The following is a 14,200-nucleotide window of genomic DNA, read 5'->3' on the forward strand; positions in this document are numbered from 1 at the left end:
TGTCTCGGGGTCGGTGCGCTTTCGTCAGTGCCGCTTGCGGCGCGGGGAGATCGTCAGCAGCAGGCCGATGACGATCGCCGCGATCACCACACCCCAGCCGATCGGCAGGATGCCGCCGTTGTCGGGGGTCGGTGCGCCGAGCAGCGCCCAGACGCTCAGGGCCAGGGCGATCAGGCCCGTGCTGAGCAGGGAGAACGCCGGTCGGCGGCGGGTTTCGGTGCCGGTCGGATCAGCCACGGGTCACCTCCACGTCACCCAGGTGCATCTTGATGTGCAGGTCGAGGACCGGGGCGCCCGGGGTCTGCGGCCCGCTCAGGCCTTCGACGCAGGTCGCGTCGGCCACCCGGATGTCACATGTCGTGTTCACTGTCATCCCTTCGGGCAGGTGCACTTTCGCGTCGCCGATGTTCACCGCGACCTCGACGCTGCGTGACTCGGTGAGGTTCAGGCCACGCAGATCCAGCGTGCCCGAACCGATGTCGAGGGCGTAGCGCGGCTGCAATTCGGTCACCGAGGTCGGTGCCCAGACGCGTTCGCCGATGGCGCCGTTGTTCTCGAAGTCGATCGGCCCGATCAGCGAGGCCAGCAGCACGAACCCGGCCAGCGGCGCGGTCAGCACCAGCAGTCCGTAGCCGCGTCGCAGGAACGCGCCCGCGATCAGCCCGAGTCCGACGACCGCGAGCGCGAACGCCGCGATCCGCGCCGGTGTCATCCATTCGACGCCGGCGGCCGCCGCCGCGCCGGCCAGCGCGGCCGCCAGGATCGCCAGCCCGATGGTGATCGGGGTGAGCCGCGACCGCGGTCGCTTCGGCGGCGGTGGCGGCACCTGCACGGCGTAGCGCGGCGCCGCCTCGGGCAGTTCCCAGGCCAGCGGCGCGATGCCGAGCGGATCGATGCCGCTGGGGACCTGCGCGCCGGTGCGCGGGAAACCCGGTGTGGGGGAGGGCAGGTCCTTGCTGAGGACGGCGGTCGCGCCGAGGGCGGGGTCCTGGATCGGCTCGGGGGTCGCCACCTCGGGCGATCCGTCGCGCTTGTCGAGATCGATCGTCATCGTGGGATCGCTCGAGTCCACGGGGATCAGATCGGTCGCCGTGGCGCGCGATGCGTCCGCGCCGGTCTCGAGGTCGGGCGATGCGGTGTCCGAGTCGGCGGGAGGCGCCGGGGTGGCGTCGTCGGCCTGGGTGGTCGAGGTGGTGTCGACCACGATGGCGGCGGATTCGGTCGTCACGACCGCGTCGACGATGTCGGCCGAATCGGTCGAGGTCGATGTGGGAGCCTCGGCTTTCATCGTCGCCGAGCTCGACTCGGCTGCGATGGCCGCCGAGCCTGATTCGGGTGCGGTGGCCGCCGTGGCGCCTGCCGGCGGTTCGGCGGTGGCCGCCGGGGCCACGTCCTTGTGCAGGACGATCGTGTCGGTGGCGTCGACGCGCAGCAGCGGCGTGGACTCGGCCGTGTCGGCGCGGGTTTCCGCGCGGGGCGGCACGGTCGCGGCCGGATCGGGGACGTAGGCGTCCGGCAGTTTGGTGTAGGGCGTGTACATGCCGGTCGGCGGCACGTCCGGGATGTAGGGGTAGCCGCGGACCGGTACGCCGGTCGGATAACCCGCGGCGGGATAGCCTGCCGTGCCCAATGATTCGGCCCGGACGGTGTCGAAACCGGTGGGCAGCTCGGGATGCCGGATGTAGAGCATCCACCAGCCCGCCAGCATCAGCCCCATGCTGACCACCCCGGAGCCGCCCATCCCGAGCCCCACCGGACCCATGGTCGACACCGCGATCGCCAGCGCGACGATCAACACGATCGTCTTGGTCTGCGAATGCGTGCCGCGCGCGTGATCGGTCAGCGCCTCGGCCGCCGACGCCTCGTTCCCCGCGGAACTCAACACCAGCCACGCGAGCAGGTACAGCACGATGCCGGCGCCACCGAAGATCGTCGACACCACGAACGCCACCCGCAACAACACCGGATCGACGCCGTACCGCAGCCCGAACCCGGCCGCGACGCCGGCGATCGGCCCCTGCCGCGGCAGCCGGACGGGCCGCGTATGCCACATCTGCTGGATCTGGTCACCGAAGCTCGTTCTGCTCATGTCCTCCATGGTGTGCTCGACCAGCCCTTTCGCACATCGGGGTGAACCCTGAGGTTTGCCCGGGTTCAGGAGCAAGGTGGGGCGTACGGGACATTGGGGAGCTGGCGTTTCCAGACCTGTTCGGTGAGGATGTCGCCGGTAGCGGCACAGATCCGGTCGGCTACCCGCTCCGGGACGAGGTCCCACATCCCGAACTGGCCGCTGTCGGTGACGACGGCGAGATGGCCGCCGTCCGGGTGCAGGGCGGAGAGGCGATTGCGCACATCGTTCCGCCCGATCGGCGCGCTGACGAGACGCGGCGCCCGGGGATCAGCGATGTCCCACAGCTCGGTGGTGCGGTCGCTGCCCGTGATGGCCAAGGTGTGGTCGGACGCGGTCGACATAGTGATGATCGGGGTGCTCTCGGTGCGGATCGGTGCGGTGAGCCGCTCTGGTTCGGCCTCGGTTCGCCACACCTCGAAAGAATCGGAACCGGCGACGACGGCGGTGTGGTTGTCGGGCAGCTCGGACAGTTTGAACAGGGCGGTCTGCCCGTCGGGTTCGGTTGTTCCCAGCAGAATCGGGCGGTTCGGGTCAGCGATGTCCCATATTTGGGTCGCATAGGGCATCTCGGTGACTTGCTGGTCGTAGGCGATCACCTCGAGGCGCGTGCCGTCCGCCGACAGCGCGTTGACGAACACCTGGTCGGCGCCCTCGGTCGGGAGAATCGGTGTCCCGCCCCGGACCGGTGCCAGCCGATCGCTGACATCCCATATCCGGACCTCGTGCGAATCCGCGGTCACCATGCGCCCCGCTCGAACCTGTGATTGGACGACGTACCCGGTGGGCCAGCCGGCCAGTGGCCGCGGCCGCTGGGAATCCGCCAGATCGAAGACGAGTCGGTGGCCGGAGGGCTGGTCCTGGATCGACAGCGTGCGACCGTCGGGGCTGAGCTCGGGGCCGAAGCGATTCGGCCCGCCGGGAACGGTCGACAGCCGGGTCGGGTGCGCGGGATCGGTGGTATCCCACACGGCCATGGCACCGGCCAGATCCGCGATCACCATCCGGTTCCCGGCCTTGTCGAAGACCGGCGACAGTGGCGAGCCGGGCGAGACATCCACCAGCGACGACGGCAGCGTCCACACGGTCAGGGCGCCGTTCCTGCCCGCTCCGGCCAGCAGCGGTCTGCCGGACAGGAAGGTCAGCGACCGCAGCCCGGTGGCGCACACTGATGCCGGGCCCCGGTCACACGATTGTGGGCTGGTCGACAGCGTCGGCGCCGCCTGCACCGGGTGGTCCGGGTCGGTGATGTTCCACAGCCGCCCCGCATTCGCCGAACTGGTGACGAGAACGGTTCCGGCATCGTTGAAGTCGATCGAACCGAGCGTGCTGTCGTCGGTGTGGATGGCGCCGAGCCGGCGTGGCTCGGCACCCGCTGTTCGCCAGAGGTCGACCCGGCCTGTTCGCGCCGGGTTCGTCTCCGTCGGTCCATAGACGGCGACTGCCAGGTCAACGCCGTTCGGGCTGAACGCGAAGTCGCTCAGGTAGGCATCGGGCGCGGTCGATATCGGTGATCCGACCGTGCGGGGGGTGCGGGGGTCGCGGATGTCCCAGAGCTGGATGCTGTCCGCGACACCGGCGTCGTGGACGACCCGTCCCACCGCGAGCAGCTTGCCGTCCGGGCTGAACTCGACGAGGTGTGCCTGTGCGCGCGCCTCGGGCAGGGCGACCCTGGCGGCGCGCGTCGGGTCGGCGCGGTCGCCGATCCGCCAGAGCGTGAACGAACTCTCACCGGCTTCGGCGAGCAGCGTGCCGTCCGGCGCCGCGGCGATCGAGTTCCGCTTCTCGGTTCCGAGGCTGTGCCGGAGCCGCGGGGATTCCGGGTCGGCCAGATCCCACAGCTGCAGACCGGCCGGGCCGTCGGTGACCGCGTCGGTGCCGCGCGGCACGAAGATCAGCCGGTCGACCGGAACCCCGAATTCCCCGCTGATCTTTCGCGGCCGGGCGGGATCGGTGGTGTCCCAGAGCAACACCTTCCCGTCGTAGTCGAGTGAGGCGAGCATGCCGTCGCTCGAGCGCGCCACGAGTGCGTCGATATCGGTTGCGTGGCCGGGCACGGAGGTGGCCAGCGGGAATTCCTGGGTGGTCAGCAGCTGCGCGCGGGTGGACGGGTCGGGCCGCATCCGGTAGGCGGCCAGGGACAACTGCGCCGACAGCGACGGATCACTCGCTCTGATCCGCTGCGCCGCGGCGACCAGTTCCGCGTAGTCCCGATCCGCGGTGCGCTGGTCGGCGAGCTTGCCACGGTCCCAGGCGACGACACCGGTGCCGAGGAGGGCGACGACGATCATCGCGGCGCCGATGCGCCAGCGCTTGCCGAGGCGGGCGGAGCGGCGTGCGGCGTCGAGGAAGGCGCGGGAGCGGGGGCTGGTGGTGCCGTTGGCATGCTCGGTGGCGCTGTCGAGGCGGGTGCCGCGGTAGAGCAGGGCGGGGTCGTCGGTGCTCTCCCATTCGGCGGCGTCGGTTTCCAGGCGTTGGCGGACGAGGTGGCCGACGCGGTCGGTCGCGATCCAGCCGCGCAGGCGGGGCCAGGCGGTGAGGACGATCTCATGGGTGAACTGGACTGAGTCGGCGTCGAGGGCGACGAGCCTGCTGGCGGCCAGGACTTCCAGTGCCTCCGCCGTGGCCTCGGGATCGGTACCGCGGGAGAGCAGTTCGCCGCGGGCTGCGGTGCGGCGGGTGTCGCGCGCGTCCTGCCCGACGGTGACCAGTGCGCCGAGCAGGTCCTGGGCGGCCTCCTGCTGGACCGGGGTCAGCTCGCTCCACGCCAGTTCGGCGGTCTCGGCGACCGAGCCCGCCACCCCGCCCGCTGTGCGATACCCGGCGACGGTGAGTTTGCGCCCCTCGCGCTGCTGCCAGGTCGCGGCCATCACGTGGGAGAGCAGCGGCAGCGAGCCGGGATCGTAGGCGTCGGTGTCGGCGTGCGCGCCCAGGCCGCGCAGTTCGGTGAGAACCAGCTCTTCCAGGCCCTGCTCGAGGGTGAGTCCGGCGGCGGTCGCGGGCCCGGTGATGGCCCGCGACACCTCGTCCATCGACATCGGGCCGAGCAGATAGTTGTTGCGCCGCAGGCTGTCCCGCAGCACGGGGTGGTGCAGGCAGCGTTCGTAGAAGTCGGCCCGCAGGGCGAGCACGACCGTGAGCGGGGCGGCGGCGCGGGTGGTCAGGTCGGCGAGTGCGGTGAGGAAGGCAGTGCGTTCGGCCTCGTCGGGACACAGGGTGAACAGTTCCTCGAACTGGTCGACGACCAGGACGCGCGGCGCGTCGGTGTCGACGACGGCGAGCGCGGCCATCGGCGTGGCACCCGGGGTGATGGTGGCCGAGGGCAGGTCGAGGGCGGGGCGCAGGCCCGCGGCGAGCAGCGAGGACTTCCCCGCGCCGGAGGCGCCGATCAGCACCACGATGCCGGTGGCGGCCCGGACCAGGTCGACGAATTCGGTGGTGGCCTGTTCGCGGCCGAAGAACAGGGCGCGCTCGTCGGCGCGGAAGGCGCGCAGGCCGGGGTAGGGGCAGGTGTCGCCGTCGGTGGCGGTGGCCGTCCAGGTCACCGATTCCTGCCAGAGGCGGCGCCATTCGTGCGGGTCGGCGAGGCGGCGGGGGAGGTCACGCTGGGCCTTCTCGGTGAGGTCGACCAGCGTGAGCACCACCGGTAGCAGCGATTCGAAGCGGGCGGGCACGTTGCGCCCGGCCTTCCAGTCGCTGATCCGCTGGGCCGACGGCGTGCCCGACTGGGTATTGCGCATGCGCCGTTCGGTGGCGGCGGCGACGCGGCGCAAGGTCGGATTGCCCGCCGCGGCATAGAGTTCGGCGAATCGCTGCGCGAAAACAGCACGCGGCGATGAGAACTCCGTCTCGTTGATGGTCAAAGAACCCCCCGTTCGGTGAAAACGACCGAGGGGAATGATATTTGGTGCAGCGGGACCCGGCGCGGCGCCGGGTCCCGATCCGGTCAGAGGAACATGGTGTCGCCGAAGACCGAGTTGGTCGCGCTCACCTGCGGCGTGGTCGCGGTGACCGTGGCCCAGGAGTAGATGTTGAGCGGACCGCCGCAGTCGCCGACCATCAGATGGAAGTCGCGATTCACCAGGTAGGTGGTGCCCGGGCCCAACGGCATGCTCCCCACATCGATCTTCTCGATCTCCCCCGGCGCCAGGGACAGGCTCAGATCGAGCCCCGCCGAGATCGACGGACCGATGTCGGCCGAGACGTCCGGACCCGAGGAACCGAAGCCGATGCTCGCCCCCGCGCCGACCGAGATCCCGCCGTCCAGTCCGACCGAGAGGGTCACCTCGACCGCGCAGGCGACGAGATAGCCGGATTCGAGCGTGCCGGTCGCCCCGGCGGGCGGCGTCACGTACGCGGTGTTGTCGAGGAACACCTCGCGGTTGGTCGGCATGGCGTTGAGCGCGGGCACCTGCCGGTAGGACTGATCGGTGTGGCCGAGGGTCAGATCGAAGCCCGCGGGTCCGTGATAGGTGGTCTCGTGCGGGGCCATCGGTGTCGCGGCCGCCGTCGGCGTGATCCCGACGGTGGCCAGTGCGATGGCCGTGGCACCCAGCACGGTGGTGACGATTCTCAATGTTCCTCCCCTGCAATGAAGGCCGCGAATTCCGGCCTGCCATCACGGTAGGAATCCGGCCTGAGCCGGGTCTCGGGGTGAACCCTCGAGTGAGCTGATAATCGCTGGTGAGGATGCCGTGACCGGTTGTCCGGTCCGGCGGCGAGCGCGTCGGCGACCCGTTCTTCATGGCTGGGCGTATGCCCAGGTGAGACGTGTTTTCTGTCCGGACCGGACGGCATCGGCCCAGGTCGGCGCCTGATCGCCGGCATCGGGGCGGAGATCAGGGACTTTCCTGATGTCGGCACCCGCTCGCGCGTGCCAGTATCGAAGCATGGATCCGTCTGTTCCCACCCGTGCCGCCGCCCCGGGGCCCGCCGCCCCACGCGGGTATGGCGTCGCACCGGGGAACAACGTCGTACCGGGGAACGCCGCGCCGCCGCCGAGCGGCGCACCCCACTACCCCGGCGGCCCCGGCGCCGCGACGAATCCCGGCGGGCACCGGCAGCCCAAGGGCCCGCAGCGATTCGTCGCGCGGGCGCTCGGCAACGGTCAGGCCGTCTACGGCACCCCGCACCCCTACGTTCCGCCGCCGCAGTATCGGCCCCCGCCCGGTTACTACCCCGGATACCCGACGCAGTCGGGGTACGGGGTGCCGCGTGGTTACCGGCCGGGCATGCTGCCGACGCCGGGGCCCGAGCCCGTCGGCGCGCCGCTGCCGCAGACCCCGCGACTGGTCCGCCGGACCGGTGGCCGGGTGGTCGGTGGCGTCGCCGGTGGCCTGGCCGATCATCTCGGCGTCGACGTGTTCAAGGTGCGGATGGCGTTCGTGCTGCTGTCCGCGCTGGTCGGTGCGGGCCTGGTGGCCTACGGCCTGCTGTGGATCTTCACCCCGGGCGGCAACGACGCGGCCAAACCGACCGGCGACGAGCGCAGGCAGGCCATCGGCCTCGCCCTGCTCGGCCTCGGCCTCGCGGTGACCGTCGGCTGGCTGTTCCAGGGCACCGCCGCGAAGGTGATCGCCCCGATCGTGGTGGTCGCGGTCGGCGCCGCGCTGGTCTGGCGCGAGTACGACGTCGCCGCGCCGGGTCCGCGCGCGCTGTTCGGGCTGCCCGCGCGACCGTCGGTGGTCACCTGGTCGCGGATCGTGGCCGGGGCGACGCTGATCGTGGTCGGGCTCGGCGTGGTGGTGCTGGCCAGGATCGATCTGAGTTCACTCGGCTCGGCGTTGATCGCGGTCGCGGTCACGCTGGTCGGCGCCGGTCTGCTGACGGTGCCGCTGTGGCTGCGCATGGTCCGCGCGCTCAATGCCGAGCGCGGCGCCCGTATCCGCAACGAGGAGCGCGAGGAGATCGCCTCGCACCTGCACGATTCGGTGCTGCAGACCCTCGCGCTGATCCAGCGGCAGGCCGAGGACCCGCAGGAGGTGCTGCGCCTGGCCCGCAGCCAGGAACGCGAACTGCGCAAATGGCTCTTCGACGACACCGCCCCCGCCCAGTCCAGCCTGGCCGCCGCGCTGCGCACCATCGCGGGCGAGGTGGAGGACCAGCACGGGGTGAAGGTCACCCCGGTGACCGTCGGCGATGTCGCGATGGACCCCGGCGACACCGGCGCGGGCCTGCCCAAGGAACACTTCACCGCCCTGCTCGGCGCCAGCCGGGAGGCGCTGGTCAACGCGGCCAAGCACGCGGGCGTCCCGGAGATCGACCTGTTCGCCGAGACCGAACCGCACCAGGTGAGCATCTTCGTCCGCGACCGCGGCGCCGGTTTCGACACCGCCGCCGTGCCCGCCGACCGGCGCGGTGTCGCGAAATCCATCTGCGCCCGGATCGAGCGTCGCGGCGGCACCGCCGTCATCGACTCGACCATCGGGCGCGGCACCGAGGTGCGCATCGTGATGCCGCGCTCGGACTCCGGCACCACGGACTCGGACCCGGCCGCCGACGCGCCGGACCCGTCCGAGGTGTGAGGCCCCGCGCCGACCCGGGCGGCGGATCCTGTTCGGCCACGGGCGTTTCGCGCCCTGCCGCCGGGCTCTCCCGCCTCGGTCCGAACCGATATTCACGGTCGTGTGGTACCGATGAGAACAAGTCGATCGCCGGTGGGATGAGAGTGAGCTGTCAGTGAGTGTTCGGGTGTTCCTGGTCGACGATCACGCGGTGTTCCGGTCGGGCGTGCGCGCCGAGCTGAGCCGCGAGACCGATATGGAGGTCGTCGGCGAGGCGGGCGCGGTGGCCGAGGCGGTCGCCGGGATCGATGCGGCGAAGCCGGATGTGGTGCTGCTGGATGTGCACATGCCCGACGGCGGCGGTGTCGCGGTGCTCACCGGGATCGCCGACGGCCCGGTGTGCCTGGCGCTGAGCGTGTCCGATGCCGCCGAGGACGTGATCGCGGTGATCAGGGCCGGCGCGCGCGGGTATGTCACCAAGACGATCTCCGGCGCCGAACTGGCCGACGGCATCCGCCGCGTCGCCGGCGGTGACGCCGTGTTCAGCCCCCGGCTGGCCGGTTTCGTCCTCGATTCGTTCACCGGCCGCTCCCCGGTGCCCGAGCCCCCGCTCGACCCCGAGCTGGACTCGCTCACCCCGCGCGAGCTCGAGGTGCTGCGCCTGCTGGCCCGCGGCTACACCTACCGCGAGATCGCCGAGACCCTGTTCATCTCGGTGAAGACGGTGGAAACCCACGCGTCCAACGTGCTCCGCAAGACCCAGCAGTCCAACCGCAACGCCCTGACCCGCTGGGCCCACCGCCGCCGGATCGAGTGAGGGCGGCTATTTCGCGGGGACGTAGATCTGGTTGAGCACGCCGGAACCGAACGCCTCGGCCGAGGCCAGCTTCAGCTCGACCTGGCCGTCGAGCTTGTCGAACCAGCGCGCGCCCTTGCCGAGCACGACCGGGTGGACGAACAACTGCAACTGATCGAGCAGGCCCGAGCGCAGCAGGGACTGGACCAGGGTGAGGCTGCCGGTGATGGCGAGGTCGCCGCCCTCGGTGGCCTTGAGCGCGGTCAGCTCGGCCTCGATGTCGCCGGTGACGATCTCGGTGTTGTTCCAGGTCGCTTCCGTCAGCGTCGTGGTGACGACGTACTTCCGGGAGGCCCGATGCCCCGCACCGAAACAGCGCCCGATCTCGTGGAGGGCAGCGCCGCCGAACAGGCGCGCCGCCGGATCATGGAGGCGGCCATGGAGGTGTTCCTGCGCGACGGCTACCTCGGGGCCAAGACCGACGAGATCGCCAAGGTCGCTGGTTCGTCGAAGCAGACGATCTACAAGCGCTTCGGCAGCAAGGACAAACTGTTCGAGGAGATCGTGTTCGACCGGCTCGGCGGGATCGACCAGGTCTTCCGGGAAGCGATCGGCGAACTCGCCTCCGCCGACGACGTGGAGACCACGCTGCGCATGGTGGCGCACCGGTTCGTCCATCTGCTGACCCGGCCCGCGCAGCTCCGGGTGCGGCGGCTGGTCATCGCCGAGGCGGGCCGCTTTCCCCAGCTGGGGCGGGCGTACTTCGAAGCCGGACCCGAACGCGTGCACGCCATGCTGGCGTCGTGCTTCGCCCAGCTGACCGAGCGGGGCCTGCTGCGGACCGTCGAACACGAACTGGCCGCCAACCACTTCACCTGGCTGGTGGTGTCGGTGCCGGTCAACAAGGTCATGTTCTGCGGTGACGAAACCCGCTTCAGCGACGCCGAACTCGATCACTACGCCGACGCGGGCGTGGAAGCGTTCCTCGCGGCCTACCGACCACCGGCGACGACGGACTGAGGCGCTACATCACCGCGATGATGATCGCGATCAGGATGACCAGCCCGATGAGCACGCCGGCGCCGATGGCCAGCGGCGCGCCGTTGGGCAGGTTGTCGACGAAGCTGCCGGTGCGCTGCTGCGGCGCGGCGGGCGCGGCCAGCGGGGCGCGCTGCGGGCGCGGCAGCGGGGCGGAATGCGGGCTGCGCAGGCCGCTGGCGGAGTTGCGGGCGGCCCAGGAGGGAATGGTGCCGTCCTCGGTGCGCAGCGGCACGCCGAGGATGTAGGCGGCGGTACCGGGACCGAAGGCGGCGGTGAGGATCTCGTCGCGCGCCTGGGCCATCGTCGGGCGGCGCTGCGGTGCCGGTTCGAGCATGTGCAGCAGCGGCTGGGTGAGGATGCCGCTGCGGCTGGGCGGGATGATCCGGCCCATCGCGGCCCGGGTGACGACATCGTTCTCGTCGTCGTCGAAACCGAACGGCGGCTGCCCCTCCAGCGCGGTGTAGAGGGTCGCGCCGAGCGAGAACACGTCGCTGGCCTCGGTGGGCCTGGCGCCGCGGGCGACCTCGGGCGGCAGGTAGGCGGGGGTGCCGGTGATGGTGCCTTCCGGGTCGTCGCCGTGGGTGTCGCCCGCGCCGCGGGAGATGCCGAAGTCGCTGAGCTTGGCCTTGCCGAGATCGGGACCGCGATCGGCGACGAGGATGTTGCCCGGCTTGATGTCGCGGTGCACGATGCCCGCCGCGTGCGCGGCGGCGAGCGCGTCGGCCACCTGCGCGCCGATCTGGGCGACCTCGACCGCGGGCAGCGTGTCGAACAGCGTGAGCGCCTTGGCCACGCTGCGCGAGGGTAAGTACTCCATGACGAGCCAGGGTTCGCCCGCCTCGATCACCACGTCGTAGACGGCGATCGCGTGCTCGTGCGACAGCTTGGCCGCCACCCGGCCCTCGTGCACGATGCTGCTGCGGATGCGCTCGGCCTCGGCCTCGCTCAATCCGGCCGTGGAGAGCACCTGCTTGATGGCGACTTCGCGGTTCAGCAACCGGTCCGTCGCGAGCCAGACCGCACCCATGCCACCGCCGCCCAGTTTCGACTGCAGGCGGTAACGACCCGCGACGAGGTAGTCGGGGCCGATATGGGGACGAGCACGTTCGGTCACGGGTGCGAGGGTAGTCGAATATGCCGATGACTGGCCGGTATCACGACGCGCGGGTATAAGGGGCCCCGCTGTGGACACGGGCCGGGGGTGGGTGTCACCCTGGTCGCGATCGAACGTATATTCGAATACGATCGATAGCTGAAACGGTGCTGCCGTTCCGGCGCTGGGCGGCTCTCCGCTCGCGGGTCCATCGTGGAAGTAGGTGGTGTTGATGGGTTCGGATGCGTTGTCGCCCGAGGTGGCGGCCCGGGCGCGCACGCTCGACGAACTGCGCAGGCGGATGGCCGCGGTGCCGGGCCGCGGCGAGTCCGCCACCGCTCATATCCCTCGTGAGCAGCCACTACGCCGTGATCTGCTGCCGGTGCCCGCCCCGCTCGCCGAGCTGTTGCCCGACGGCGGACTGCCCAAGGGGGCCGTGGTCGCCTATACCGGCGCGCACTCGCTGCTGTCCGGTCTGCTCGCCGCGGTGACCGGCGGCGGTGGCCACGCCGCGGTGGTCGGGCTGCCCCGGCTGGGTTTGCTGGCCGCCGCCGAGATGGGCGCGCAGCTGTCCCGGCTGGCGGTGATCGCCGACCCGGGCCCCGATCCGGGCGAAGTGGCCGCCGTCCTGCTCGACGGCCTCGATCTGGTCGTCCTCGGGCTCGACGGCGTCGCCGTCCCACCCGCCCGCTGCCGGGTGCTCGCCGCCCGCGCCCGCAACCGCGGCGCCACCCTGGTCGTCGCGGGCGGCACCTGGACCAATCCGTCGCTGCGCCTGGACACCCGCGTCACCGGCTACCGCGGTCTCGGCGCGGGCCGCGGCCGCCTGCGCTCGGTCTGCCTGGACGTGCGCGTCAGCGCCAAGGCGGGGCCACCCCGGCACGGCCGGATAGACCTGTGCGCCAAGGCCGGTCGCACCGAATGGCGCGCCCGCGAGGCGGAGATCCGCGAGGCGGCCGACGTGCGGGAGGCCGTGTCGTGACCGGCCTGCGATGACGCGGGCGGAGCGCGTGCTGGCGCTGCTGTGTCCCGACTGGCCCGCGGTGGCGGCGGCCGCGGCGGCCGGGGTGCCCGCGGATCGCCCGGTGGCGGTGCTGCGCGGGAATCGGGTGGTGTCGTCGTCGGCGATCGCCAGGGCGGAGGGGGTGCGCGAGGGCGTGACCCGCAGGGAGGCGCAGTCGCGCTGCCCCGATCTGGTTGTCGCCCAGGATGATCCGGACCGGGACGCCCGGCTGTTCGAATCGATCGCGGGCGCGGTCGACGCGACGGTGCCCGGTGTCGAAGTGCTGCGCCCGGGACTCCTCGTCCTCGGAGCACGCGGCGCCACCAGGTTTTTCGGCTCCGAGGAGGCCGCGGCGATCCAGCTGATCGATGCGGTGGCGGTGGCGGGCGCCGAGGCGCAGATCGGCATCGCCGACGCCCTGTCGACCGCCGTGCTCGCGGCGCGGCGCGCCGCGTTCGTCCCGGTCGGCGCCGGTGCCCACTATCTGGCGCCGCTCCCGGTGGCCGAGCTCGCCGCCGAACCCGCGCTGGCGCCGCCGGAACGCGCCGACCTGGTCGACCTGCTGCACCGCCTGGGCTTGCGCCGCGTCGGTGACTTCGCCCGGCTCACCCCCGCCGACGTCGCCTCCCGCTTCGGCGCCGACGCGGCGCTGGCCCACCGTGTCGCCCGCGGCCTGCCGGAGCGGCCGCCCTCGGCGCGGCGGCCACCGCCGGAACTGGCCGTCGACCTCGACTGCGATCCGCCGATCGACCGGGTCGACGCCGCCGCCTTCGCCGGGCGCACCCTCGCGACCCGGCTGCACACCGCCCTCACCGCCGCGGGCGTCGCCTGCACCCGGCTGGCCGTCACCGCGCGCACCGAGGCGGGGGAGGAGCTCTCGCGGATCTGGCGCTGCGCGCGCCCGCTCACCCCGCCCGACACCGCCGACCGCATCCGCTGGCAGCTCGACGGCTGGCTCACCCACCGCGATCGCCCGACCGCCCCGATCGTCACGCTGCGGCTGGAGCCGGTCGAGGTGGTCGCCGCGGGTGCGCTGCAACTGGGCCTGTGGGGCGGGGAGGGCGAGGAGACCGAGCGGGCCCGCCGCGCGCTGGTCCGGGTGCAGGGCCTGCTCGGTGGCGAGGCGGTGCGCGTCGGCGTGCTCAGTGGCGGGCGCGGGCCCGCCGAGCGGATCACCATGATCGCCCTGGGCGACGAGCTCACCCCGGCCGCCGACCCGTCCCAGCCCTGGCCCGGCCGGCTCCCCGAACCGGCGCCGACGCTGCTGCTCCTGCACCGCCCCGTCGTGCACCTGACCGCCGCCGACGGCACCGCCGTCGAGGTCACCGACCGCGGCCTGTTCACCGCCGACCCGGCCCGGCTGCGCTGGGGCCGCAGGCAGTGGGCGCTGCTCGGCTGGGCGGGCCCGTGGCCGGTGGACGAGCGCTGGTGGGCCGCCGCCGAGCAGGCGGGCCCGGCCGCCCGCGCCCAGGTCCAGCTCGACGCCGAGCCCACCGAGATCAGGGCCGTCCTGCTCGTCTACGACGCCGCCACCTGGCACGCCGAGGGCGTCTACGAATAGGTCGAACACAGGGTGCCCTTACCGGCGGGGCGGGGCGGTTCTACAGTGAAACGACGCCTGTTCCGGATCGGCCGG

At 72.0% G+C, this 14,200-nt stretch carries 11 protein-coding genes; 5 read left to right on the forward strand and 6 right to left on the reverse strand.

Features of this window, described 5'->3' with window-relative positions; genetic code table 11:
- Positions 1 to 24 precede the first annotated feature (24 nt).
- The 4 genes from ACFVW6_RS23445 to ACFVW6_RS23460 form a co-directional block, all read right to left on the reverse strand.
- Entirely contained in the window at positions 25 to 237 is a 213-nt protein-coding gene (locus ACFVW6_RS23445) for a hypothetical protein (RefSeq protein ID WP_378829777.1), read from the reverse strand.
- Positions 230 to 2,089 (reverse strand): PspC domain-containing protein, encoded by a 1,860-nt coding sequence (locus ACFVW6_RS23450; RefSeq protein ID WP_378829779.1) that lies wholly within the window; start codon positions 2,087 to 2,089, stop codon positions 230 to 232. Before ACFVW6_RS23450 ends, ACFVW6_RS23445 begins: the two co-directional genes overlap by 8 nt.
- A 65-nt stretch (positions 2,090 to 2,154) precedes the next feature.
- The gene (locus ACFVW6_RS23455) at positions 2,155 to 5,991 is read right to left on the reverse strand and encodes a hypothetical protein (RefSeq protein WP_378829781.1); all 3,837 of its coding nucleotides are present in this window, start codon (positions 5,989 to 5,991) and stop codon (positions 2,155 to 2,157) included.
- Positions 5,992 to 6,074: 83 nt separating this feature from the next.
- Complete coding sequence (locus ACFVW6_RS23460) at positions 6,075 to 6,704, reverse strand: MspA family porin (protein ID WP_378829784.1); 630 nt, start codon at positions 6,702 to 6,704, stop codon at positions 6,075 to 6,077.
- Positions 6,705 to 7,359: 655 nt separating this feature from the next.
- Between ACFVW6_RS23460 and ACFVW6_RS23465 the strand changes: the two genes are divergently transcribed.
- Both ACFVW6_RS23465 and ACFVW6_RS23470 read left to right on the forward strand, forming a co-directional pair.
- Positions 7,360 to 8,652 (forward strand): PspC domain-containing protein, encoded by a 1,293-nt coding sequence (locus tag ACFVW6_RS23465; RefSeq protein ID WP_378830079.1) that lies wholly within the window; start codon positions 7,360 to 7,362, stop codon positions 8,650 to 8,652.
- 154 nt (positions 8,653 to 8,806) lie between these two features.
- Positions 8,807 to 9,448, forward strand: coding sequence for a response regulator (locus ACFVW6_RS23470; protein WP_374104838.1), 642 nt, complete (start codon positions 8,807 to 8,809; stop codon positions 9,446 to 9,448).
- Between the two features lie 6 nt (positions 9,449 to 9,454).
- Here the strand turns inward: ACFVW6_RS23470 and ACFVW6_RS23475 are convergent, their stop codons facing one another.
- Positions 9,455 to 9,943 carry a dihydrofolate reductase family protein gene (locus ACFVW6_RS23475; RefSeq protein ID WP_378830081.1) on the reverse strand — a complete coding sequence of 163 codons (489 nt, stop codon included), beginning with the start codon at positions 9,941 to 9,943 and terminating at the stop codon, positions 9,455 to 9,457.
- Between ACFVW6_RS23475 and ACFVW6_RS23480 the strand changes: the two genes are divergently transcribed.
- On the forward strand, positions 9,854 to 10,447 hold the full coding sequence (locus ACFVW6_RS23480; protein ID WP_378829786.1) for a TetR/AcrR family transcriptional regulator: 594 nt from the start codon (positions 9,854 to 9,856) through the stop codon (positions 10,445 to 10,447). The genes ACFVW6_RS23475 and ACFVW6_RS23480 overlap by 90 nt on opposite strands.
- Positions 10,448 to 10,451: 4 nt before the next feature.
- Here ACFVW6_RS23480 and ACFVW6_RS23485 read toward each other — a convergent pair whose 3' ends face one another.
- A complete protein-coding gene (locus ACFVW6_RS23485) occupies positions 10,452 to 11,582 on the reverse strand; it encodes a serine/threonine-protein kinase (RefSeq protein WP_355271512.1) in 1,131 nt (376 codons plus the stop codon).
- A 211-nt stretch (positions 11,583 to 11,793) separates the two neighbouring features.
- Between ACFVW6_RS23485 and ACFVW6_RS23490 the strand changes: the two genes are divergently transcribed.
- Positions 11,794 to 12,543 (forward strand): hypothetical protein, encoded by a 750-nt coding sequence (locus ACFVW6_RS23490; protein WP_378829789.1) that lies wholly within the window; start codon positions 11,794 to 11,796, stop codon positions 12,541 to 12,543.
- Positions 12,544 to 12,553: 10 nt separating this feature from the next.
- Positions 12,554 to 14,125, forward strand: coding sequence for a DNA polymerase Y family protein (locus ACFVW6_RS23495; protein WP_378829792.1), 1,572 nt, complete (start codon positions 12,554 to 12,556; stop codon positions 14,123 to 14,125).
- The last annotated feature ends 75 nt before the right edge of the window (positions 14,126 to 14,200 follow it).

The sequence above is a fragment of the Nocardia sp. NPDC058244 genome, assembly GCF_042882065.1.
Classification (GTDB): Bacteria; Actinomycetota; Actinomycetes; order Mycobacteriales; family Mycobacteriaceae; genus Nocardia.

Bases quoted from the DNA above. Each gene is read 5' to 3' on its own strand.
- ACFVW6_RS23450 (WP_378829779.1), bottom strand. From the start codon at position 2,089: ATGAGCAGAACGAGCTTCGGTGACCAGATCCAGCAGATGTGGCATACG.
- ACFVW6_RS23465 (WP_378830079.1), top strand. From the start codon at position 7,360: ATGCTGCCGACGCCGGGGCCCGAGCCCGTCGGCGCGCCGCTGCCGCAG.
- ACFVW6_RS23480 (WP_378829786.1), top strand. From the start codon at position 9,854: ATGGAGGCGGCCATGGAGGTGTTCCTGCGCGACGGCTACCTCGGGGCC.
- ACFVW6_RS23490 (WP_378829789.1), top strand. From the start codon at position 11,794: ATGGGTTCGGATGCGTTGTCGCCCGAGGTGGCGGCCCGGGCGCGCACG.
- ACFVW6_RS23495 (WP_378829792.1), top strand. From the start codon at position 12,554: ATGACGCGGGCGGAGCGCGTGCTGGCGCTGCTGTGTCCCGACTGGCCC.